Source organism: Bradyrhizobium sp. YR681, from assembly GCF_000282615.1.
Classification (GTDB): Bacteria; Pseudomonadota; Alphaproteobacteria; order Rhizobiales; family Xanthobacteraceae; genus Bradyrhizobium.
Genome location: NZ_AKIY01000101.1, coordinates 1 through 21,778 on the forward strand (window position 1 = coordinate 1; position 21,778 = coordinate 21,778).

A 21,778-nucleotide genomic window follows, 5' to 3' on the forward strand; every position below is an offset into this window, starting at 1 on the left:
TGACGATCGCGATACGCCCCTTTGACCGGGATGAGGTGGCACATGAATACGCGAAAGCCGAATTTCGGTAAAGTGGAATATTTTCGTGCGGGCGCGTTGACCCGTCATTTGTGTGTTTTGCCCGTCGGGCAACGCAAGGTCTGGTGGCTTCGCGGGGCAGTGTTCCATCGACGCTCGGAGGGATCATTTTGCGCCGCCGCGAGTTCTGTACCGATCGTCCGCGCTGGAGATCTCATGACCATCAATTTCGACACGTTGAAAGCCTCGCTCGTGCTGTACGGGCTGAACGCGATCTACGCGATCCTGCTCCTGGCGATCGGCTGGTATCTGTCCGGCGCGATGCAGCGCTTCGTCACACGCGTGCTGAACGTCGGCCATCGGATCGATCCGCTGGTGACCTTGTTCGTCTCCAGCGTCACGCGCTATGGCGTGCTCGCGGTCGTCGGCATCGCCGTGCTCCAGCTCTTTGGCATTCAGACCGCAAGTCTCGTCACCGTGCTGGGCGCGACATCGCTTGCCATTGGCCTGGCGTTGCAGGGTACGCTCTCCAATCTTGCCGCCGGCGTAATGCTGCTGTTGTTTCGCCCCTTCCATATCGGTGACGATGTCGAGATCGGCGGCAAGGCGGGGAAAGTGAAGTCGCTATCTCTGTTCATAACCGAATTGATCGCGTCGAACAACACGCAGATCCTGCTGCCGAACGGACAGGTCTGGGGCGCCGCCATCATCAATCGCAGCGCCTATCCCGGCACGGGTGAGGTCAAGGTGACTTTTCCGGTCAGGGCCGGGATGGCCAATGCGCTGGCCGATCAGATCCTGAAGGAGTTGCGCAATGATCCCCGCATCGACGAGCAGGCCGCCCCCGCCGTCAACGTCTCGAAGGTGATCGATGCCGCTGATCCCAGCGCTGCGGTCGTGGAACTGGCGGTGAGCGCGAAGGTCAAGCCGTCCGACGCCGATGCGGTGAAGCAGCGTGTGCTCGATCATGCCAGCGCGTTGCTTGCGGCCGCATAGAGCTTTTTCAGCCCCGCGGCGACCGCGGTGGCCGGCGCTTGACGGCATGCCGGCGCGGCGTGCGGGTCACGCGGGGACGCAGGCGCGTTGCGGCGGCGGCGCGGCGCGGCTTGGTCTGGGCTGGGCCGCGCGCCAGATCCATCAGCATGCGCAGGGCCTCGACCACGGAGCGCTGGCGGACGGCCGTGCGGCCGATCGCGCCGAAACGATGCTCGCGATGGACGATGCGGCCGTCGCGCGCGGCGACGGCGAAATGGACGAGACCGACCGGCTTGCCGGGGGTGGCGCCGCCGGGGCCCGCAATGCCGGTGATGGCCACCGCGAGATCGACGCCGGCCCGCTCCAGCGCGCCGATTGCCATCGCCATCGCAGTCTCCTTGCTGACGGCGCCGAAATTGGTGAGCGTAGAGGCCTCGACCCCTAACATCGCGCGCTTGGCATCGTTTGAATAGGTGACGAAGCCGCGATCGATCACGTCAGAAGAGCCGGGGATGTCGGTCAGCGCGCCGGCGACGAGCCCGCCGGTGCAGGATTCAGCCGTGGCGATCGTCAGCTTGCGCATCCGGCACAGGTCGAGCAGCGAGCGGGAGAGGGCGCGTGCGTCGCTGCCGGCCATGGCCTAGACACCCCAGGGAAGGCGGATGGTGGCGCTCGCGGTGGCCGCGATGCCTTCCTCGCGGCCGGTGAAGCCGAGCCGCTCGCTGGTCGTCGCCTTCACCGCGACGCGGGAGATGTCGACGCCGGAGATTTCGGCGATGCGGGCGCGCATGGTGTCGCGCAAGGGGCCGATCTTCGGCCGCTCGCAGATCATGGTGACTTCGAGATTGGCGATGCGGCCGCCGCGCTGCGTCACGCGCTCGATGGCGTATTTCAAAAACTGGTCGGAGGAGGCGCCCTTCCACTTGGCATCGCTCGGCGGGAAGTGCGAGCCGATGTCGCCGTCAGCCAGCGCGCCGAGGATGGCATCCACCAGTGCATGCAGGCCGACATCGCCGTCGGAATGCGCCAGAAACCCCTTGGTATGCGGCACGCGGACGCCGCAAAGCATGAGATGGTCGCCTTCGCCGAAGGCATGCACGTCATAGCCCGTGCCGGTCCTGATGTCGCCGAGCTGGGCAGCCAGGCGCGCTTCCTCGCGCACAAAATCCTCGGGGGTGGTGAGCTTCATATTGGCAACATCGCCTTCAAAGGTTGCAACCGTCAATCCCGCCCATTCGGCAATCGCGGCATCGTCGGTGAAATCGCTGCGCCCGTCCTTGGCCGCACGACGATGCGCCTCGAGGATGACGTCGAAACGAAAGGATTGCGGCGTCTGCGCGATCCGCAAACGCGCGCGGTCCGGCGTGCCCTCGACATCGCCGCTCGCGCCGGCGACCTTGATGGTGTCGGTCACAGGCACGACCGGGATCGCCGCGCCCGTGCGGCTGGCCGCATCGATGGCGCGCGAGATCACGCCTGCGGAGACGAAGGGACGGGCAGCGTCGTGGATCAGCACGATATCGGGCTTATGGCTGGCGAGCGCCTCGAGACCGGCGAGCACCGAAGCCTGGCGCGTGGCACCGCCACCGGTCGGCGCCTCGTGCTTCAAGCCTGCGACCGCTGCCGTGAACATGGCGCTGTCGTCGGGGTTCACCACGGGCTGCACGGCGAAGACATCGGGATGGCCGCTGAAGGCTTCCATGGCGCGATAGATCACGGGCACGCCGCCGATCGTCCGATATTGCTTGGGACCACCGGCGCCGGCGCGCAGGCCGCGTCCGGCCGCGACGAGAACGACTGCGGTGCGCTGTGATTTCGCCATAGGACTCAAATACTCAGTTGAGGAGTCGGGGGAGGGGTGATTGCCGGCATGCCTCTAGCACGGCAGGCCCGCAAAAAAAGGGGGTTTCCCCGGATTGTGGGAAACAGCAATTTGCTGCACTGCACTTGAAAGATTTGCAGAACTGGTTAAAGTGTAGGCATGACGCTTGACTGCACAAGAATTGTGCGCAAGATAGGTCAGGCAGGCGCGATGAGGCCCTGCCTAGTTGACGAGACCACTGTGACCGGCCCGGCAGGATCAGGCTCCAAGCCCTTGAAAATAGGCGACATTGAAGTTGCCACCCCGGTCTTCCTGGCGCCGATGTCGGGAGTGACGGACTCGCCCGTTCGCCGGCTGGCCGCCGAGCTCGGCGCGGGTCTTGTCGTCTCCGAAATGACCGCCAGCGATGAGCTCGCCAATGGCCACCGGATGTCGCGGTTGCGCTGCGAAGCGACCGGCGTCGGCCCGCATGTGGTGCAGCTCGCCGGCTGCGAGACACACTGGATGGCCGAAGGCGCGCGGATCGCGGAGGCCGAAGGCGCCGACATCATCGATATCAATATGGGCTGTCCGGCACGTCACGTCACCGGCGGCCAGTCCGGCTCGGCGCTGATGCGCGATCTCGACCATGCCGTCAGCCTGATCGATGCGACGATCGCAGTGGTGAAAGTGCCGGTGACGCTGAAGATGCGGCTCGGCTGGGACGACCGCAGCCGCAATGCGCCGGAACTGGCGCGGCGCGCGGAAGCATCGGGCATCAAGCTCGTCACGGTGCATGGCCGCACCCGCTGCCAGTTCTACAAGGGCGAGGCCGATTGGGATGCGATCCGCGCCGTGCGCGAGGCCATCACCATTCCGCTCGTCGTCAATGGCGACATCACGTCTTTCGAGAAGGCGCTCGCGGCCCTCGAAGCATCGGGCGCGGATGCCGTGATGATCGGCCGCGGCGCGAACGGCCAGCCGTGGCTGCCCGGCGAGATCGGCCGCCGCCTCAAGGGCGGGGCGGCGGAAGCCACGCCCTCGCTCGCAACGCAGCTGCATTACGTCCGCACGCTCTATGAGGGCGTCTGCGCGCTCTACGGCCTGCGCGTCGGCCTCAAGCATGCGCGCAAGCATCTCGGCTGGGCGCTCGACGTCGCTGCCGACACGAGCCGTGCGCCGGCTGAGAAGCTGAAAGCCTGGCGCCAGACGATTCTGACCTCCGAAGATCCGCGTCTCGTTCACCATTCACTGCAAGATGCCTTCGACGACTTCGCATGGAGCGCTGCTGCATGAGCTCAGCTGCTGAACATCGTCGGCCGCTTCCGTCCGACAGCGACGCGATTTTGGACGCGTTGCCCAATCCCGTGCTCATGATCGGGCCGGACGGCAAGATCGTCGCCGCCAACATCGCCACCGAAGCCTTCTTCGATATTTCGACGCAGTTCCTGAAGCGGCAGTCGCTGAAAGAGCTGGTGCCGTTCGGCAGCCCCTTGCTGGCGCTGATCGACCAGGTGCGCTCATCGAATTCGCCGGTCAACGAATACAAGGTCGATCTCGGCACGCCGCGCATGGGCGGCGACCGCCAGGTCGATCTCCACGTCGCCCCGCTCACCGAGCGGCCCGGCCACATCGTGGTGATGCTCCAGGAGCGCTCCATCGCCGACAAGATGGACCGCCAGCTCACCCACCGCAGCGCTGCGCGCTCGGTGATAGCGCTAGCAGCCATGCTCGCGCATGAGATCAAGAATCCGCTCTCGGGCATCCGCGGCGCAGCGCAATTGCTGGAGCAGCAGGCGTCCTCCGAAGACCGCATGCTGACGCGGCTGATCTGCGACGAGGCCGACCGCATCGTGACGCTGGTCGACCGCATGGAGGTGTTCGGCGACGAACGCCCCGTGGTGCGCGGCCCCGTCAACATCCATTCGGTGCTGGACCATGTGAAGCGGCTGGCGCAGTCCGGCTTTGCCCGCAACATCCGCTTCATCGAGGATTACGATCCCTCGCTGCCGCCGGTGCTGGCGAACCAGGACCAGCTGATCCAGGTGTTCCTCAACCTCGTGAAGAACGCCGCCGAAGCGCTGATCGACGTTCCCGACGCCGAGATCCAGCTCACCACCGCGTTCCGCCCCGGCGTGCGCCTGTCAGTCCCCGGTCAAAAATCCCGGGTATCCCTGCCGCTCGAATTCTGCGTGAGGGACAATGGACCAGGCGTGCCGGACGACCTTCTGCCGAACCTGTTCGATCCCTTCGTGACCACCAAGCAGACCGGCTCTGGCCTCGGTCTTGCTCTGGTCGCCAAGATCATCGGCGATCACGGGGGCATCATCGAATGCGAGTCTCAGCCGCGCAAGACCACCTTCCGCGTGCTGATGCCGATGTATTCCACATCGGTGAAACATGCCGATCACAGCAGTCGCGACGGCTCTGCCGGGAAGTCGTCGTCTGCATCTCAGGGGGCAAAATGAGGATTAACAATGCCCGCAGGTAGCATTCTTGTTGCAGATGACGACACCGCCATCCGCACGGTTCTCAATCAGGCGCTGTCCCGCGCCGGCTATGAAGTCCGGCTCACCGGCAATGCCGCAACGCTGTGGCGCTGGGTCAGTCAGGGCGAGGGCGATCTGGTGATCACCGACGTGGTGATGCCGGACGAAAACGCCTTCGACCTGCTGCCGCGGATCAAGAAGATGCGGCCGAATTTGCCCGTCATCGTCATGAGCGCGCAGAACACGTTCATGACGGCGATCCGCGCCTCCGAGCGCGGGGCCTACGAATATCTGCCAAAGCCCTTCGACCTGAAGGAGCTGATCGCCATCGTCGGTCGTGCGCTGGCCGAGCCCAAGGAGCGGGTCTCGACGCCTGACGAGGACGCCGAGATGGAGGCGATCCCGCTGGTCGGCCGTTCGCCGGCGATGCAGGAAATCTACCGCGTGCTGGCGCGGCTGATGCAGACCGACCTCACCGTGATGATCACGGGCGAGTCCGGCACCGGCAAGGAGCTGGTGGCGCGCGCGCTGCACGATTACGGCAAGCGCCGCAACGGCCCGTTCGTCGCGGTCAACATGGCGGCGATCCCGCGCGACCTCATCGAGTCCGAGCTGTTCGGCCACGAGCGCGGCGCCTTCACCGGTGCCAACACCCGCGCCTCCGGCCGGTTCGAGCAGGCCGAGGGCGGCACGCTGTTCCTCGACGAAATCGGCGACATGCCGATGGAGGCGCAGACCCGTCTGCTGCGCGTCCTGCAGCAGGGCGAATACACCACCGTCGGCGGCCGCACCCCGATCAAGACCGACGTGCGCATCGTGGCGGCCTCCAACAAGGATCTGCGCGTGCTGATCCAGCAGGGGCTGTTCCGCGAAGATCTGTTCTTCCGCCTCAACGTCGTGCCGCTGCGGCTGCCTCCCTTGCGCGAGCGCATCGAGGATTTGCCGGATCTGGTCCGTCACTTCTTCACGCTGGCCGAGAAGGACGGTCTGCCGCCGAAGAAGCTCGACACACTGGCGCTGGAGCGGATGAAGCAGCACCGCTGGCCCGGAAACGTGCGCGAGCTGGAAAACCTCGCCCGGCGTCTGGCTGCGCTCTATCCGCAGGACGTGATCACGGGCTCCGTCATCGACGGCGAACTGGCGCCGCCCACGGTGAGCCCCGGAGCCGCGGTCCAGCAGGGCGTCGACAATCTCGGCGGCGCCGTGGAGGCGTATCTGTCCTCGCACTTCCAGGGCTTCCCGAACGGCGTGCCGCCGCCGGGCCTCTATCACCGCATCCTCAAGGAGATCGAGGTGCCCTTGCTCACGGCCGCGCTGGCCGCCACCCGCGGCAACCAGATCCGCGCCGCCGATCTGCTCGGCCTCAACCGCAACACGCTGCGGAAGAAGATCCGGGATCTGGATATCCAGGTGTACAGGAGCGGGGGCTAGGTTTCCGGACGGTGGCTCAGCTCCCCCTACCAAAGCGGAGCTGAGCCTGTCCGAATCGCGCTGGCCTTGATGGCTGACGCGGAGAGCAGAAGTCCGAATCGGCCCGGAATGTTCCGCCGGTCCCTTCAAAATCGACGTCGGGCCGCGCGGCGCGGCGTCGCGCCTATCTGATCAGTCGGGTCGATGCCGGCAGCATGGCCACGTCAGAAGGTGCCTGCATGCCAGGGCCGTTGACCAGGAGGTCAGAGGCCACGATCAGCAGCAGCACGGCCGAAACCATCATCGCGAGAAAGAACCTATCCATGCCGGGGCAAGCCGGAAGGGCCCGATTCCGTTCCCGCTGACCCCGGCATCCCCTGTGGATGCGCCGGTCGGCCGCGGCGGGAGCGCCGCGGAATTGTCGCAATTTGGCAACAATGTGGTACGAATACATCAGTATCCGCCCATCGCGGACCCAGTTTTCAGCACCCCATTGCCGGAATGACCAGCGCAGACACCTCGGCCGCATCCTTTGACACGGCCCCAGCCGAAGAGCCGCGACGCTGGTCGCCGCGACGCTGGCTGGCGCCCTTTGCCGTGGCGCTGGCGCTGCTCTCCGGCCTCCTGACCTTCCTGGTCCTGACGGGCCTCACGCGGATCGATCCGACGCCCGAGGTGGTCCGCTCGTTCTACCTGATCAATGCGGGCACGATCCTGCTGCTGGTCGGAATCATCGTCCGCGAGCTCTGGCAGCTGATCCTGGCGCGGCGACGGGGCCGGGCGGCGGCACGCCTGCATGTCCAGATCGTCAGCCTGTTCTCGATCGTGGCGGTGCTGCCGGCGGTGCTGGTCTCCGTGGTCGCCAACGTCACCCTCGAGCGTGGCCTCGACCGGCTGTTCTCGGGGCCGACCAAGGAAGTGATCCAGAATTCGCTGAACATCGCGCGGGCCTACATGCAGGACCATGCGCAGCTGATCCGCGGCGACATTCTCGGCATGGCCAACGACATCGCCCATGCAAGGCCGCTTTACGACCAGGATCGCCGCTCGTTCCGCGAGCTGCTGACCGGCAGCGCCAGCTCCCGCAATCTGCCGGGCGCGATGATCATCGACAAGAACACCAACATCCTGGAATCCGCCGACACCGGCATGCGGCTGGCCTATTCGCCGCCGGCGCCGGACTTCCTCAGCAACGTCAACGAAAACGAGCCCGAGATCGCGGTGCTGCCGGATGCGAGCTTCGTCGCGGCCGTGATCCGCCTGCGCGCCTTCAACGACACGTTCCTGTACGTCGCGCGTCCGCTCGATCCGAACGTGGTCAACCAGCTCAAGCAGACCGAGCTCAGCGTCGCCGAATATGCCCAGATCGAGTCGCGGCGGCTCGGCATCCAGGTCGCCTTCGCGCTGATGTTCGCGGTGATCGCGCTGACCATTCTGATGGCCTCGGTGCTGATCGGGCTGAACTTCGCCAACTCGCTGGTCTCGCCGATCCGGCGGCTGATGAACGCGGCCCACACGGTCTCGACCGGCGACCTCAACGTGAAGGTGCCGGTGCATCAGTCGGAAGGCGATCTCGCCCAGCTGGGCGAGACTTTCAACAAGATGACGCTGGAATTGCGCAGCCAGCGCGACGAGCTCGTCAATGCCAGCGACCTGATCGACAGCCGCCGCCGCTTCATCGAGGCCGTGCTGTCCTCGGCGAGTGCCGGCATCATTGGCGTCGACACCTCGGGCAGCGTCGGCATCCTCAACCGCTCCGCCGAGAAGCTGATCGGGCACTCCGAGGCGGAGACGCTCGGCCATGCGCTCTCGGACGTGCTGCCCGAGCTCGACGAGATGATGAAGACGGCGCGGGAAGGCACCCAGCGCCTGGTGCAGGGCCAGATCACGATCACGCGCGACGGCGCCGAGCGCAACCTCTCGGTCCGCGTCAGCGCCGAGAAGAACCAGCCGCACGACAGCTACATCATCACGCTCGACGACATCACCGAGCTGGTCTCGGCACAGCGCACCTCGGCCTGGGGCGACGTCGCCCGCCGCATCGCCCACGAGATCAAGAACCCGCTGACGCCGATCCAGCTCTCCGCCGAGCGCATCCGCCGCAAGTTCGGCAAGGACATCACCGAGGCCAAGGACAAGCAGATCTTCGAGCAGTGCACCGACACCATCGTGCGCCAGGTCGACGACATCAGGCGCATGGTCGACGAATTCTCGCGCTTTGCGCGGATGCCGAAGCCCGTGATGGAGGGCGAGGACGTCGCCGACACCGTGCGGCAGGCGGTGTTCCTGATGAAGGTCGCCCATCCCGAGATCGATATCGAGGCCGAGTTCAGGGACGATCCGCTGCGCGCCCAGTTCGACCGGCGGCTGATCTCGCAGGCGGTCACCAACATCGTCAAGAACGCCACCGAGGCGATCGAGCAGGTCCCGGCCGAAGAGCTCGGCAAGGGTCGCATCGACGTTGTGGTGTCACGCGAGGGCGAGGATGTGCTGATCGACGTCGTCGACAACGGGATCGGCTTGCCCAAGGTGGCGCGCTCGCGGCTGCTGGAGCCCTATGTGACGACGCGCGCCAAGGGCACCGGCCTTGGGCTTGCGATCGTCGGCCGCGTGCTGGAAGACCATGGCGGCCGCATCGAGCTGAAGGATGCCTCCGACTTCCGCGAGGGCCAGCGCGGCGCCTGGATGCGGATGCGTTTTGCGATCTCCGGCGCTCCCGCGAAGAGCGAGGGGAGCGAAGCGGCACCGGCCGCTGCCGGGACTGTCAAGGAAACCGCCACGGAAACGGTCAAGGATCCGGCGAAGGATGCGGATATCGCCAGGGAATCGACCGGGCAATCCGTCGAGGTCGCGGAAACAAAACAACCGGCCTCCGGAACCAAAGAGCCGGAAGAAAAGACCAATGATTCAACAAAGATCGAAGCCTCAACAGGCATCTGACAAGACAGGCGCGACCCATGGCAAGTGAAATTCTGATTGTCGATGATGAGGCCGATATTCGGGATCTCGTTGCGGGCATTCTCGAAGACGAGGGTTTCGTCACCCGAACCGCACGCGACAGCGATACGGCGCTCGCCGAGATCGCCAATCGGCGGCCGCATCTGGTGTTCCTCGACATCTGGCTCCAGGGCTCCAAGCTCGACGGCCTGCAGCTGCTGGAGCAGGTCAAGAAGGACAATGCCGACCTGCCGGTGGTGATGATCTCCGGCCACGGCAACATCGAGACCGCGGTCGCGGCGATCAAGCGCGGCGCCTATGACTTCATCGAAAAGCCGTTCAAGGCCGACCGGCTGATCCTGGTCGCCACCCGAGCGCTGGAGAACTCGCGGCTCAAGCGCGAGGTCAAGGAGCTGAAGCAGCTCGCACCGAGCGCAAGCTCGCTGGTCGGCCGCTCGCCCAGCATGAACCAGCTGCGCCAGACCATCGATCGCGCGGCCAAGGCCAACAGCCGCATCCTGATCGTCGGCCCTGCCGGTGCCGGCAAGGAGCTGACCGCGCGCACGCTGCATATGGCCTCGGGCCGCGCCGATGGCCCCTTCGTCGTGATCAATGCCGCCGCGATCACGCCAGAGCGCATGGAGCACGAGATGTTCGGCGTCGAGCTGTCCAATGGCGAGCAGGCGCGCAAGCCCGGCGCGCTCGAGGAAGCCCATGGCGGCACGCTGTTCATCGACGAAATCGCGGACATGCCGCGCGAGACCCAGAACAAGATCCTGCGCGTGCTGGTCGAGCAGTCGTTCCAGCGCGTCGGCGGTACCGCCAAGGTGCAGGTCGACGTCCGCATCATTTCCTCGACCGCGCGCAATCTCGAAGAGGAGATCGCCGCCGGCCATTTCCGCGAGGATCTCTATCATCGGCTCTCGGTGGTGCCGATCCGCGTGCCCGCGCTGTCGGAGCGGCGCGAGGACATTCCGGAACTGATCGACTACTTCATGGAGCAGATCTCGGCCGGCAGCGGCCTGCCGAAGCGGCAGATCGGACAGGACGCGATGGCAGTGCTGCAATCGCATGTCTGGCCGGGCAATGTGCGCCAGCTCCGCAATAACGTTGAGAGAGTCATGATTCTGGCGGCGGGCGGGCCGGAGGTGATCATCACCGCCGACATGCTGCCGCAGGATGTCGGCTCCATGGTGCCGGCGATGCCGACCAGCAACAATGGCGAGCACATCATGGGCTTGCCGCTGCGCGAAGCGCGCGAGGTGTTCGAGCGCGACTATTTGATTGCACAGATCAGCCGTTTTTCAGGAAATATTTCTCGTACGGCCGAGTTTGTTGGCATGGAACGATCGGCACTGCACCGGAAACTGAAGGCGCTTGGCGTCGGCTGAGGTCGCGACGTCGCACACACGCGTCAGGGATAAGCGAGGAAAATCATCGATTTCCGTAGTTTTTCGGGGCAATAGGACGTGGCCTGCCGCGTGAAGCGGCTTGCCTAATAACCCGACCTGTCTTCTAATCGAACAGCTGTGCCTTCCGAGGGGGATCTCATGAGGCGCAGCAACCGGAAGAGGCCCCGAAACTTTCAAAAGAGGGTCGCAACCGGCGAAATAAAAAGAAACTCAAAGCGAGAAAAAAACAATGGCGGCAGACCGCGCACAAAACCTACAGGACACCTTCCTCAACCACGTTCGCAAAACCAAAACGCCACTGACGATCTTTCTGGTCAACGGAGTGAAGCTCCAGGGCATCGTGACCTGGTTCGACAATTTCTGTTTGCTGCTTCGGCGCGACGGTCACTCGCAGCTCGTCTACAAGCATGCGATCTCGACCATCATGCCGGGCGCTCCGATCCAGTTGTTCGAAGGCGGCGAGGATCAGCCGGCTTGAGAGTGATCTGATTGGAACCCCGGAATTTCGACGGGGAGGCCGATCGTCCGCGATCGGCCGGGGCTAAGCAAACGGGGCGGGTGCTGGTCATCGGCCCCTATTTGCGGGCGCGTGCGGGAAGTGCCGACGCGCAATCGGAAAGCCATGTTCAACGTGACGCGGAGGCCCGGCTCGATGAAGCCGCGGGCCTCGCGCGTGCGATCGATCTCGTTATCGCCGATGCCATCATCGCGCCGATCAGCCAGATCAGGCCGGCCACTTACATCGGCAAGGGCAAGGTCGAGGAGATCGCCGCGCTGGCCAAGAGCCTCGATGCCGAGCTCGTGGTGATGGATTGCGCGCTGGCGCCGATCCAGCAGCGCAATCTCGAGAAGGAGCTGCAAGCCAAGGTGCTCGACCGCACGGGGCTCATTCTGGAAATCTTCGGCCGCCGCGCCAAGACCAAGGAAGGCTCGCTCCAGGTCGAGCTCGCGCATCTCAACTATCAGCGCTCGCGCCTCGTGCGATCCTGGACCCATCTGGAACGCCAGCGCGGCGGTTTCGGCTTCATGGGCGGTCCCGGCGAGACCCAGATCGAAGCCGACCGCCGCCTGATCCAGGAACGCATCTCCAAGCTCGAGGGCGAGCTGAAGAAGGTGCAGGCGACGCGTCGGCTGCATCGTGCCGGCCGCCAGCGCGTGCCGTATCGCGTCGTCGCGCTGGTCGGCTACACCAATGCCGGCAAGTCGACGCTGTTCAACCGCCTCACGCGCGCCGATGTGCAGGCCGCCGACATGCTGTTCGCAACCCTCGACCCGACCTTGCGCGCGCTCACCTTGCCGCATGGCGGCAAGGCGATGCTGTCCGACACCGTCGGCTTCATCTCCAATTTGCCGACCCAGCTGGTCGCGGCCTTCCGCGCCACGCTCGAAGAGGTGCTGGAAGCCGACGTCATCCTGCATGTCCGCGACATCTCGCATGAGGACGCCGAGGCCCAGCAGAGTGACGTCGACGCGGTGCTGCGCCAGCTCGGCATCAACCCCGACGATTCCGGCCGCATCATCGAGGTCTGGAACAAGATCGATCGTTACGATGCCGAGCAGCGCGAGGAGCTTTTGAACATCGCCGCGCGCCGGCCGGAGGATCATCCGGCCATGCTGGTCTCCGCCGTGACAGGCGAGGGGGTCGATGCGCTGCTCGCCGCGATCGAGGAACGGCTCGCCGCCAAGCGCACCACGCTCGATCTCTCCATCGACGCCGCCGACGGCGCCGGCATTTCCTGGCTGCACCGCAATTCCGAGGTGCTGGTCAAGGAGCTGCATGACGGCCGCTTCGATATGACGGTGCGGGTGGACGAGACCAAGCGGGATATCGTGGTCAACCGCTTCGACGCGGTGCCGCGCGTGGCTTGATCTCAGGGCGCACCGCACCCGACATCGAGGATCTCCGTCAACTACCGCTTGGGGGCGCCGGCGGGGCGCCGCAGCAGTACAGACAGCAATTTCGAGGCAGGGGTGCCTGGGTGCCCCGACACATACGTGTCCATGGCACGGGCCACTTTTTCATGGTTCCGGGAGTTGTCGGCGAGGGCCCATGCGGCGGTCGCAGCAAACACCATTTCACGTGCAGGCTCGTCGCCGTATTTCGGTTTCAGTTGTCCAAGTATCTCCCGCGGACCGCCCGTTATCGCAAGCACGATCGCGACGATATCGATCGCGACGGGCTCGGAGCGATTGGCCGTTTGTGCCATGAACTCAATGATCATTCGGACGTACCGCTCGTCACCACTTGCGAAGAATGCGCCCCAGCAAATGTCGAGGTGAGTTGGCCGCATGACGCGGATGTCGGCCAACTGCGAGGGCAGATCGGCGAGTTCGACCTGCAACGATGGATCGTGCCCCACTTCATCGAGGCGGGGCTTTAGTTTCTTCCTGGCGTCCTCGTTGCCTGCGAACTTGAGTGCGACATCGACCGTATCCGCGCTTCTGGCGTTAAGACGCGCAGGTATCAGCCGTTCGATCCAATCCGGATATTTGCGAAAGACAACTGCATAGAAGCCAACCGTGGGCGGGAATGCGTTCCAATCGGTGGCTGCTGCTGCATATCTCTCAAAAAACCCGTTCAGTCGCTCAGGCCGAGGGTCTTTGTAGAACGTGAGGAACGGCTCCATATCCATGGCTTGCGCGAATGCCGTTTGCAGCGGCGCGGTAAATAGGGTGCCCGCGACGAGACTCTGTGCGACGACGATTGCAATCGCCCGCAAGACGACGGCCAATTTCATGCTTTGACCTGGTTGTGGGAGTCGAAATGGATAGAAGGCTGGGGAGGATGCAGTATGCGCAAGATTGCATCGAAAATCCAGTGCATTTTCTCGTTGCATCCCGGGTAGTCCCCTGCGTTGGCAGAGTCGACCACCGCTCTAGCGGCGCACTTGATCGTGCCTCCCGTCCGTTGGCTTCTCTTCGCCCTTCGCCGCATTCCACAGCGCATCCATCTCCGCCAGTGATGCCTGTTCCAGCGTTTGTCCCCGTGCCTCAAGCGCCCGTTCGATGAACGCAAAGCGCCGCTCGAATTTTGCGTTCGTCGCACGCAGCGCCGCTTCCGGATCGGCATCGACGTGGCGGGCGAGGTTGACCAGTGCGAACATCAGATCGCCGGTCTCTTCCGCCAGCTGCTTCTTGTCGTTGCGATCCAGCGCCGCCTCGATCTCGTCGGCTTCCTCGCGGATCTTTTGCAGCACCGCCCGTGGATCGTTCCAGTCGAAGCCGACGGTGGACGCTTTTCGCTGCAGCTCCATCGCGCGTGTCAGCGCGGGCTGGCCGGCCTTCACGCCCGCGAGCAGCGATTTGCGCGACGGCGCTGCTTCCGGCGGCCGGCGCGCGGCGCGCTCGGCTTTCTCCTCGGCCTTGATGCGATCCCAGACCTCCTTGACGTGGGAGGAGGCGAGGTTGCCGTCCTTGTCGGCAAAGACGTGGGGGTGACGCCGGATCATTTTTCGCGTGATGGCCTCGACGACGTCGCCGAATTCGAACGCGTTCTGCTCCGACGCCATCTGGGCGTGGAACACCACCTGCAGAAGGAGGTCGCCGAGCTCTTCGCGCAGATCGTCGAGATCGCTGCGGTCGATGGCGTCGACCACCTCATAGGCTTCCTCGATCGTGTAGGGCGCTATCGTCGCAAAATTCTGCTCGAGGTCCCAGGGGCAGCCGGTCACCGGCGTGCGCAGCGCCGCCATGATCTCGATCAGGCGGGAAATGTCGCGGGAAGGGGTCATTGCGGGGCAGTCTCCTGGCTCCCAAGCCTTATGCCAAAAGCGGCCCGCCGTTCCCAGCGCGACGCGGCGGAACGGACCGATTTCCACCGATTGGCGAGCGGGGCCTGCAATGCTAAAGCGCGGGCCATGAGCGACAAGTTTTCAAAAGAGACCGCGCTGGTGCTGTTCTCCGGCGGCCAGGATTCCACCACCTGCCTCGCCTGGGCGCTGAGCCGCTTCGCGCGCGTGGAGACACTGGGGTTCGACTACGGCCAGCGCCACGCGGTCGAGCTCGGCTGCCGCGACCGGCTGTTCGACGGCCTCAAGGGCCTGCATAAGGACTGGGCCGCAAAGCTCGGCGAGAGCCATACGCTGTCGATCCCGACACTGGCGGCGGTATCCGAGACGGCGTTGACCCGCGACGTCACGATTGCGATGGGCGCCGACGGCCTGCCGAATACGTTCGTGCCCGGCCGCAATCTGGTGTTCCTGACCTTCGCCGCGGCGCTGGCGTACCGGCGCGGCATCACCCACATCGTCGGCGGCATGTGCGAGACCGATTATTCCGGCTATCCCGATTGCCGCGACGACACCATCCGCGCCATGCAGTCCGCGCTCTCACTCGGCATGGCGAGGAAGTTCGAGCTGCACACGCCCCTGATGTGGATCGACAAGGCAGCGACGTGGAAACTGGCGCATGACCTCGGCGGCGAGGGGCTGGTCGATCTCATCCGCGAGCAATCCCACACCTGCTATCTCGGCGAACGCGGCGCGCAGCATGATTGGGGTTATGGCTGCGGCGAGTGCCCGGCGTGCAGTCTGCGCGCGAAGGGGTGGCGGGAGTTCGCGGCGGGGCGCAAATAGCGCTTCAATTTCAGCTGTCATCGCCCGCGAAGGCGGGCGATCCAGTATCCCAGAGACTGAGCTTGAGCAGAGACGCCGCGGCGTACTGGATTCCCCGCCTTCGCGGGGAATGACAGCGTTGTTTGGGCGATTACCGCCCGAAATCTTCCGGCTTGAGCTCGATCGGCTTGCCGTGCGGCGTGCGATCCGCAGCGTGATCCCACGCATCCCGATAACGATGCAGCGTGTCCATCGAGGCCACGCCCTTGCTGGCGACCAGCCCCTCCAGCGTGGCGAGCCAGTGCAGATAGTAGGTCTCGCCCGTATCAGGATCGCCAGCGGCTTGCGCACGCTTGATCTGATCGGCGAGAGCTGCCGCCCATTCCGGCCAGGTGAAGACGCCGCGGTCATGCAACGTCAAGGCCATGGCAAACGCGTGCGCCTCCCATGGCGCACGGAACACCGGGCCGTCGTCATCGCGCGGAATGCTCGGGATCGCCGCCGTCGCGGCGGCAGCACCGCTGCTCATCACGCCGGGTCCAGATAGGGCTCGAACGCGTCGATCGACACCTTCGAGGTCGGATCGCCGTCCGCGCCCCAGAGATCGCTGCCCTCGAAAACGACGGTGTAGAGCCATTGCGGATTTTCGCCGAGCTCCATCGCCGCCGAATCCGGAAACACGTGGCAGCCGTGGTTCAGCTCGATCACTCCGACATGGCCGCGCACATAGCGCGGCAGCCGCGTATGGGTCGTGGGATGAATATTCTTTGCGCGCACACGGTCGCCGATGTTGAACTTCGCCGGCGCCGGGGCAGGGCGGGCGAACTTGCCGCGCACCATGATGCGCTCGACCTGGCCGAGATCGAACTTGCCGTGCTTGAGCGCCTTGCCGGGCTGCATGGCGTGGCCGGCCGCGGCCTCCTCCCTTGTGAGGTAGCCCTTTTCGATCAGCATCTCCTCGAGCCCGAGAAACCATTTCTTGTAGTAGGAGCTCGACAGGTACACGTGCGGCGGGATCGTCTCGCGATAGAAGCGCGAGGTGTCGATGTTGAAGGCGCCGGCCGCCCCCATCGCGCGCACCATCGCCAGCACACGCGATTCCCACTCCTCGTGAAACATCGGCTCGTTCGGCTCGGCCTCGACCTTGCCGAACCCGTCCATGCCGCCCATGTCGTGGACGCCGTTCACGACGGTGCTCCCGGCGTCTTGGCAAAGCCGGTGCCGATCATGGAATCGCGCGTCACGAGCTCGGCGAGCTGCTCCTCGCTCCAGCCTTCCGTGCCCGCGGGGCGCATCGGCAGCACCAGGAAGCGCGTCTCGGCGGTAGAGTCCCAGACGCGGACTTCCATGTCCTTGGGCAGCGTGACGTCGAAATCGGCGAGCACGCCGCGCGGGTCCTTCACCGCGCGCGAGCGGTAGGGCGCGGCCTTGTACCAGACCGGCGGCAGCCCCAGCATTTCCCAGGGGTAGCAGGAGCACAGCGTGCACACGACCATGTTGTGCCGCTCAGGCGTATTCTCGACCACGACGAGATGATCGCCGACGCGGCTGACATGGCCGAGCGTGCCGATCGCCTTGGAGCCGTCCTCCAGCAGCGCCGTCTTGAAGGCCGGATCGGTCCAGGCCTTGGCGACGACGCGGGCGCCGTTGTGCGGACCGATCCTGGTCTCGTAGGCCTGGATGATGGCATCGAGCGCGGCGGGCTCGACGTAACCCTTTTCGGTCAAAATCGTCTCGAGCGCGCGCACGCGCAGCTCTGTCTCCGACAGCTCGGAATGGTCGTGATCGTGGTCGTGATGATGTTCACTCATGGCTCGAAGATAGCCCCAGAATCCGGGCCTTGTCGAGGCGAAGACTCTGCTAACATCGGGCCATGGGATGGGCTGCACAAACCGGAATAGCCGCCGCAATTGCGGCTCTTGTCGCACTGGCGGCACAGGATGCGCGCGCCGCGAATGGCGCCTATGCGGTGGATGCCGCCGATATCTCCGACGTCGGCTCCTGCAAGGTCGAAAGCTGGATGTCGGCGGCGACCAACACGGATTTCTCCGCGGTCGCCAATCCCTCCTGCGTCGTCGATCCCTTCAGGCCGATCGAGCTGAGCCTGCAGACCATCCGGGCCCGCAGCGACGGCGACTGGAGCACGACGGTGGCCCCGAAAGCCAAGACCAATTTCATCCCGACCGGGATCGGCCGGTGGGGCTTGTCGGCCTATGGCGGCGGCTCGTTCGATGCGGCGACCGGCGAGGCACTGACCGCCTTTGCCGTCATCCCCGCGACCTTCCGCCTGTCCGAGACCATGCGGATCAACGTCAATGGCGGCTGGCTCTGGGATCGCACCGTGGATCGCCACTACCTGACCTACGGCGTCGGCTTCGACTGGAAGTTCACCGACACCCTGCAATGGACGATCGAGGGGTACGGGCAGGCCGGCGCCTCCGAACTATCGAGCGTGGTGCAGCCCCGTTTCCAGACCGGAATCCGCTACCGGCCGAACGAGATCTTCTCCGTCGACGTGATCTATGGCCACAACATCACCGGCGAGAACGCCAACTGGATCACCATCGGCACCACGATCCGGTTTCCGGTGGAGGGCGCCCAGCCGGAGCACCGGCGCACGGGACATTTGTGAGCGATCCCATAACAACAGGAACCGGGGAGCCCTGCTTTGACTGAGTATGTGACGATCGAGAAAGGTCATGGGCCCGAGGGGCGGATCGCGGTCGTGCGGTTCGACCGCAATGACGGCATCAACGCGCTGTCGCCCGAGGCGCTGCGGCAGCTCACGGCGGCGGCGCGCAGTTTTGAAGACGACGCAACGACCTCCGTCGTCGTTCTGACCGGCAGCAGCAGCGCCTTCAGCGCCGGCTTCGACCTCAAGGATGCCGAGGGACGCGCGCGCAAGGACATGGACCTCGGCACGCTGCGCCGGCACCTCAAGCTCGGGCCGCGGCTCACCCATGCCTGGCAGGAGATGGAGCAGATCACGATCGCAGCCATCGAAGGCTTCTGCGTCGGCGGCGGCGTCGCCCTGGCCGTGGCGCTCGACTTCCGCGTCATGGGGCGCGATGCGCATCTGCGCGTGCCCGAGATCGGGCTCGGCATGAACATGAGCTGGCAGAGCATCCCACGCATGCTGCACCTGATCGGACCGGCCCGCACCAAGCAGGCGGTGATCCTGGCCGACCAGCGCATCAGCGCGGACGAGGCCTATGAATGGGGCCTGGTGGAAGAGGTGACCGACCCCGGCCATGCGTTCGATGCCGCAATGGAGCTCGCCCGCAAGGTTGCCGCCCAGCCGCCGCTGTCGGTTGCGATGACGAAGCTGACCGTCAACCGGCTCGCGCATGCGCTGGACGATCTCGCAAGCCACATGGACGTCGACCAGTTCGCGCTGGCGAGCCTCACCGAAGACCACAAGGAGGGCGTCGAAGCCTTCCTGGCCCGCCGCAAGCCCCGCTTCAAGGGGCGGTAGAACTTGACGTCAGGCCATTGATCGCGCCGTGGACAATCCGTATACGCCGCGCTGGGACAAGAACGGCCCGGCCAACGGGCGGCAGGATGCGACGACAATCGAGGGGGAGGGCTCATGGCCGCTAGCTCGCAGGCGCCTGAGGCAAAAGGATTTCGCTGGAAGCTGATCGCACCGCTGGTGGTGTGGCTGGCGATCTATCTGTGGCCGGTGCCGTCGGGGCTCAACGTCAATCAGTGGCACTATTTTGCCGTGTTCGCGGCCGTCATCACCGGGCTCATCCTGGAATCGATGCCGGTCGGCGCGGTCGGCTTCATCGGGCTCACGGTCGCGGGCGTCGCCGGCTATATCGATCCCGATCCCGGCAAGTCGCTGCGCTGGATGCTGGCGGGCTTTGCCGAGAGCACGGTGTGGCTGATCGTCGGCGCCTTCGTGTTCTCGATCGGCTATCGCAAGAGCCAGCTCGGCCGGCGCATCGCGCTCGTGCTGGTGCAGAAGCTCGGCCGCAACACGCTCGGCCTCGGCTATGCGGTGGCGATGTCGGACTTCCTGCTGGCGCCGGCAACGCCCTCCAACACCGCGCGCAGCGGCGGCATCGTCTATCCCATCATCAGCAACATCCCGCGCATCTACGGCTCCGAGCCCGGGCCGACCGCCGGCAAGATCGGGACTTATGTGATGTGGACCGCGTTCGCGGCAACCGCGATCACGAGCTCGCTGTTCTTCACCGCGCTCGCGCCCAATGCGGCGGCGCTGGCGATCGCCAAGAAGACCGTCGGGGTCGATGTCAGCTGGGGCCAGTGGTTCATCGGCTTTGCGCCGCTCGGCATCCTCCTGATGATCCTCGTGCCGCTGCTCAGCTACGCGATCTGCCGGCCCGAGGTGAAGCACAGCCCCGAAATCTCCGAATGGGCGGCGCGGCAGCTTACGGAGATGGGCCCGATGTCGCGCAACGAGTGGATCATGCTGGCCCTGATCATCCTCGCGATGTTCCTGTGGATCGCGGGCTCGAGCCCGGACATCCACGTGCCCGTGCTCGGTTCGAACTTCGTCAACGCCACCACCGTGGTCTTCATCGTGATCTCGCTGATGCTGGTCACCGGCGTGATCGAGTTCGCCGACATCGTCAGCGAGAAGAGCGCCTGGGAGGTGTTCTTCTATTTCACCTCGCTCCTGACGCTCGCCTCGGGCCTGAACGAGATCGGCTTCATCAAATGGTTTGCGACCGAATACGCCAAACCGCTCGCGGGGCTGTCGCCGTCGACGGCGATGCTGCTGCTGGTCGCGCTGTTCTTCTGGATCCACTATTTCTTCTCGAGCATCACCTCGCATGCGGCCGCCGTGCTGCCTGTGGTGCTCGCCGTCGGCTCCGGCATCCCCGGCCTGCCGGTTACGACGCTCGCGATGCTCTGCATGTATTCGCTCGGCCTGATGGGCGTGATCTCGCCTTACGCGACCGGCCCGGCGCCGATGTATTTCGGCAGCGGCTATATCGGGAAGGGCCAGTTCTGGGGCTTTGGACTGATCTTCGGGGTGCTCTATTTCGCGGGCCTGCTGCTGATCGTGCTGCCCTGGTTGCAGATGGTCCGGTGAGCCGGGCCGGAGGCTGATACCCGCGGCGGAGGAATTTTCTTCTCCTTGGAGGGATTGGGAAAACTTCATCTAGCCCCTCCGAAATATCTGAAATTGCAAGAAAGACCGGAAAAGGCGATGGTGCGTGCTGCGGTGCAGCGCGCTCCCCGCCGAGCGGTTTGCCGCTGCTTCACCTCCAGTCGCTGATGCGACCCGGGTCTCGTTTGCCTTTTCGGGCAGGCGGGCGAATTATTCTGCATGAAGGCCGTTTCCATGAACGTTCACCAATCGCTTGCCATCGGACAGCCGATCGCGCCGCCCCCAGCGATTTCGCCCGCCCCAGAACCGGACGCCATGGTCCGCTTCGAAGGCATCTCGAAAACCTACCCGGCCTATCGCGGCAAGCCGGGCGTCAATGCGCTCGAGGACATCGATTTCGCGATTCCGCGCGGCTCGATCACCGGCGTGATCGGCCGCTCCGGCGCCGGCAAGTCGAGCCTGGTCCGCCTGATCAACGGGCTGGAGAAGCCGACCACGGGCCGCGTGATCGTCGACGGCCGCGACATCTCCGCGCTCGCAGGGCGCGAGTTGCGGCTGGCGCAGCGATCGATCGGCATGATCTTCCAGCACTTCAACCTGCTGTCCTCGCGCACGGCGGCCGCCAACATCGCGCTGCCGCTCGAGATCGCCGGCTGGGCCAAGGCCGACATCAGGACCCGTGTGGCCGAGCTGCTCGCGCTGGTCGGCATCGCCGACAAGCATGACCGCTATCCGTCGGAGCTGTCCGGCGGCCAGAAGCAGCGCGTCGGCATTGCCCGCGCGCTGGCGACGCGGCCGAGCGTGCTGCTGTCGGACGAGGCGACCTCGGCGCTCGATCCGCAGACCACGCGCGCCATCCTCGATCTGCTCGCCAACATCAACCGCGAGCTGGGCGTGACCATCGTGCTGATCACCCACGAAATGTCCGTGGTGCGCCAGCTCGCCAGGGAAGTCGTCGTGCTCGATGCCGGCCATGTCGTGGAGAGCGGCCATGTCGCCGACATCTTCACCCATCCAAGACATCCGATCACGCAGTCCTTCCTCGCCGAGGTGATCGGCGACAGCCTGCCGGTGTCGCTGGCGAGCCGGATCGTGGCGGC

General features: G+C 65.1%; 21 protein-coding genes. 13 read left to right on the forward strand and 8 right to left on the reverse strand.

Features of this window, described 5'->3' with window-relative positions:
• Window positions 1–234: 234 nt before the first annotated feature.
• Entirely contained in the window at window positions 235–1,014 is a 780-nt protein-coding gene (locus tag PMI42_RS10615) for a mechanosensitive ion channel family protein (RefSeq protein ID WP_008133462.1), read from the forward strand.
• A gap of 7 nt (window positions 1,015–1,021) precedes the next feature.
• On the opposite strand, the gene PMI42_RS10620 is transcribed toward PMI42_RS10615, so the two are convergent.
• Window positions 1,022–1,630, reverse strand: coding sequence for a CinA family protein (locus PMI42_RS10620; RefSeq protein ID WP_008133463.1), 609 nt, complete (start codon window positions 1,628–1,630; stop codon window positions 1,022–1,024).
• Window positions 1,631–1,633: 3 nt separating this feature from the next.
• Window positions 1,634–2,815, reverse strand: a complete 1,182-nt coding sequence (locus PMI42_RS10625) for a bifunctional 2-C-methyl-D-erythritol 4-phosphate cytidylyltransferase/2-C-methyl-D-erythritol 2,4-cyclodiphosphate synthase (protein WP_008133465.1) — start codon at window positions 2,813–2,815, stop codon at window positions 1,634–1,636.
• Window positions 2,816–3,088: 273 nt separating this feature from the next.
• Here PMI42_RS10625 and dusB point away from each other — a divergent pair, with 273 nt between their 5' ends.
• From dusB to ntrC, 3 genes are read left to right on the forward strand one after another with little or no spacing between them, the layout of a single operon-like run.
• Window positions 3,089–4,090 carry a tRNA dihydrouridine synthase DusB gene (gene dusB / locus PMI42_RS10630; RefSeq protein WP_193376330.1) on the forward strand — a complete coding sequence of 334 codons (1,002 nt, stop codon included), beginning with the start codon at window positions 3,089–3,091 and terminating at the stop codon, window positions 4,088–4,090.
• Window positions 4,087–5,262: a two-component system sensor histidine kinase NtrB gene (locus tag PMI42_RS10635; protein WP_008133470.1), complete on the forward strand. Its 1,176-nt coding sequence runs from the start codon at window positions 4,087–4,089 to the stop codon at window positions 5,260–5,262. The genes dusB and PMI42_RS10635 overlap by 4 nt, the downstream gene beginning before the upstream one ends.
• Before the next feature lie 9 nt (window positions 5,263–5,271).
• Entirely contained in the window at window positions 5,272–6,714 is a 1,443-nt protein-coding gene (gene ntrC, locus PMI42_RS10640) for a nitrogen regulation protein NR(I) (protein ID WP_008133472.1), read from the forward strand.
• Window positions 6,715–6,877: 163 nt separating this feature from the next.
• Here ntrC and PMI42_RS40005 read toward each other — a convergent pair whose 3' ends face one another.
• Window positions 6,878–7,018 carry a hypothetical protein gene (locus PMI42_RS40005; protein WP_193376331.1) on the reverse strand — a complete coding sequence of 47 codons (141 nt, stop codon included), beginning with the start codon at window positions 7,016–7,018 and terminating at the stop codon, window positions 6,878–6,880.
• 176 nt (window positions 7,019–7,194) lie between these two features.
• On the opposite strand from PMI42_RS40005, the gene PMI42_RS10645 reads away from it, so the two are divergent.
• The 4 genes from PMI42_RS10645 to hflX all read left to right on the forward strand — a co-directional run bounded on the left by PMI42_RS10645 (window position 7,195) and on the right by hflX (window position 12,911).
• Window positions 7,195–9,633, forward strand: coding sequence for a sensor histidine kinase NtrY-like (locus PMI42_RS10645; protein ID WP_008133475.1), 2,439 nt, complete (start codon window positions 7,195–7,197; stop codon window positions 9,631–9,633).
• Window positions 9,634–9,650: 17 nt separating this feature from the next.
• The gene (ntrX, locus tag PMI42_RS10650; RefSeq protein ID WP_008133479.1) at window positions 9,651–11,021 is read left to right on the forward strand and encodes a nitrogen assimilation response regulator NtrX; all 1,371 of its coding nucleotides are present in this window, start codon (window positions 9,651–9,653) and stop codon (window positions 11,019–11,021) included.
• Window positions 11,022–11,271: 250 nt separating this feature from the next.
• Window positions 11,272–11,520: an RNA chaperone Hfq gene (hfq, locus tag PMI42_RS10655; RefSeq protein WP_007591126.1), complete on the forward strand. Its 249-nt coding sequence runs from the start codon at window positions 11,272–11,274 to the stop codon at window positions 11,518–11,520.
• A gap of 11 nt (window positions 11,521–11,531) precedes the next feature.
• The gene (gene hflX / locus PMI42_RS10660; RefSeq protein ID WP_008133489.1) at window positions 11,532–12,911 is read left to right on the forward strand and encodes a GTPase HflX; all 1,380 of its coding nucleotides are present in this window, start codon (window positions 11,532–11,534) and stop codon (window positions 12,909–12,911) included.
• 41 nt (window positions 12,912–12,952) lie between these two features.
• Here the strand turns inward: hflX and PMI42_RS10665 are convergent, their stop codons facing one another.
• Both PMI42_RS10665 and mazG read right to left on the reverse strand, forming a co-directional pair.
• The gene (locus PMI42_RS10665; RefSeq protein ID WP_008133490.1) at window positions 12,953–13,780 is read right to left on the reverse strand and encodes a hypothetical protein; all 828 of its coding nucleotides are present in this window, start codon (window positions 13,778–13,780) and stop codon (window positions 12,953–12,955) included.
• A gap of 138 nt (window positions 13,781–13,918) precedes the next feature.
• Entirely contained in the window at window positions 13,919–14,773 is an 855-nt protein-coding gene (mazG, locus tag PMI42_RS10670) for a nucleoside triphosphate pyrophosphohydrolase (RefSeq protein WP_008133491.1), read from the reverse strand.
• 126 nt (window positions 14,774–14,899) lie between these two features.
• Between mazG and queC the strand changes: the two genes are divergently transcribed.
• Window positions 14,900–15,616, forward strand: a complete 717-nt coding sequence (queC, locus tag PMI42_RS10675; RefSeq protein ID WP_008133492.1) for a 7-cyano-7-deazaguanine synthase QueC — start codon at window positions 14,900–14,902, stop codon at window positions 15,614–15,616.
• 130 nt (window positions 15,617–15,746) lie between these two features.
• On the opposite strand, the gene PMI42_RS10680 is transcribed toward queC, so the two are convergent.
• Genes PMI42_RS10680 through nthA form a run of 3 tightly spaced genes read right to left on the reverse strand, consistent with a single transcriptional unit; the run spans window position 15,747 to window position 17,406 of the window.
• The gene (locus PMI42_RS10680; RefSeq protein WP_035965187.1) at window positions 15,747–16,127 is read right to left on the reverse strand and encodes a nitrile hydratase accessory protein; all 381 of its coding nucleotides are present in this window, start codon (window positions 16,125–16,127) and stop codon (window positions 15,747–15,749) included.
• Window positions 16,124–16,783, reverse strand: coding sequence for a nitrile hydratase subunit beta (nthB, locus tag PMI42_RS10685; protein WP_008133494.1), 660 nt, complete (start codon window positions 16,781–16,783; stop codon window positions 16,124–16,126). The genes PMI42_RS10680 and nthB overlap by 4 nt, the downstream gene beginning before the upstream one ends.
• Complete coding sequence (nthA, locus tag PMI42_RS10690) at window positions 16,780–17,406, reverse strand: nitrile hydratase subunit alpha (RefSeq protein WP_008133495.1); 627 nt, start codon at window positions 17,404–17,406, stop codon at window positions 16,780–16,782. Before nthA ends, nthB begins: the two co-directional genes overlap by 4 nt.
• 62 nt (window positions 17,407–17,468) lie before the next feature.
• Here nthA and PMI42_RS10695 point away from each other — a divergent pair, with 62 nt between their 5' ends.
• From PMI42_RS10695 to PMI42_RS10710, 4 genes are all read left to right on the forward strand, one after another.
• Window positions 17,469–18,227, forward strand: a complete 759-nt coding sequence (locus PMI42_RS10695; RefSeq protein WP_008133496.1) for a PA4824 family protein — start codon at window positions 17,469–17,471, stop codon at window positions 18,225–18,227.
• A gap of 36 nt (window positions 18,228–18,263) precedes the next feature.
• Complete coding sequence (locus PMI42_RS10700; RefSeq protein WP_008133497.1) at window positions 18,264–19,070, forward strand: enoyl-CoA hydratase/isomerase family protein; 807 nt, start codon at window positions 18,264–18,266, stop codon at window positions 19,068–19,070.
• A 114-nt stretch (window positions 19,071–19,184) separates the two neighbouring features.
• Window positions 19,185–20,660, forward strand: a complete 1,476-nt coding sequence (locus PMI42_RS10705; RefSeq protein WP_008133498.1) for a DASS family sodium-coupled anion symporter — start codon at window positions 19,185–19,187, stop codon at window positions 20,658–20,660.
• A gap of 237 nt (window positions 20,661–20,897) precedes the next feature.
• On the forward strand, window positions 20,898–21,778 hold an 881-nt coding region (locus PMI42_RS10710; RefSeq protein WP_035965196.1), incomplete at its 3' end, for a methionine ABC transporter ATP-binding protein.

Excerpts from the sequence above, each read along its gene's own strand:
- PMI42_RS10615 (WP_008133462.1), top strand. The coding sequence starts at position 235 with ATGACCATCAATTTCGACACGTTGAAAGCCTCGCTCGTGCTGTACGGG.
- PMI42_RS10620 (WP_008133463.1), bottom strand. The coding sequence starts at position 1,630 with ATGGCCGGCAGCGACGCACGCGCCCTCTCCCGCTCGCTGCTCGACCTG.
- PMI42_RS10625 (WP_008133465.1), bottom strand. The coding sequence starts at position 2,815 with ATGGCGAAATCACAGCGCACCGCAGTCGTTCTCGTCGCGGCCGGACGC.
- PMI42_RS10635 (WP_008133470.1), top strand. The coding sequence starts at position 4,087 with ATGAGCTCAGCTGCTGAACATCGTCGGCCGCTTCCGTCCGACAGCGAC.
- ntrC (WP_008133472.1), top strand. The coding sequence starts at position 5,272 with ATGCCCGCAGGTAGCATTCTTGTTGCAGATGACGACACCGCCATCCGC.
- PMI42_RS40005 (WP_193376331.1), bottom strand. The coding sequence starts at position 7,018 with ATGGATAGGTTCTTTCTCGCGATGATGGTTTCGGCCGTGCTGCTGCTG.
- PMI42_RS10645 (WP_008133475.1), top strand. The coding sequence starts at position 7,195 with ATGACCAGCGCAGACACCTCGGCCGCATCCTTTGACACGGCCCCAGCC.
- ntrX (WP_008133479.1), top strand. The coding sequence starts at position 9,651 with ATGGCAAGTGAAATTCTGATTGTCGATGATGAGGCCGATATTCGGGAT.
- hfq (WP_007591126.1), top strand. The coding sequence starts at position 11,272 with ATGGCGGCAGACCGCGCACAAAACCTACAGGACACCTTCCTCAACCAC.
- PMI42_RS10665 (WP_008133490.1), bottom strand. The coding sequence starts at position 13,780 with ATGAAATTGGCCGTCGTCTTGCGGGCGATTGCAATCGTCGTCGCACAG.
- mazG (WP_008133491.1), bottom strand. The coding sequence starts at position 14,773 with ATGACCCCTTCCCGCGACATTTCCCGCCTGATCGAGATCATGGCGGCG.
- queC (WP_008133492.1), top strand. The coding sequence starts at position 14,900 with ATGAGCGACAAGTTTTCAAAAGAGACCGCGCTGGTGCTGTTCTCCGGC.
- nthA (WP_008133495.1), bottom strand. The coding sequence starts at position 17,406 with ATGAGTGAACATCATCACGACCACGATCACGACCATTCCGAGCTGTCG.
- PMI42_RS10695 (WP_008133496.1), top strand. The coding sequence starts at position 17,469 with ATGGGATGGGCTGCACAAACCGGAATAGCCGCCGCAATTGCGGCTCTT.
- PMI42_RS10705 (WP_008133498.1), top strand. The coding sequence starts at position 19,185 with ATGGCCGCTAGCTCGCAGGCGCCTGAGGCAAAAGGATTTCGCTGGAAG.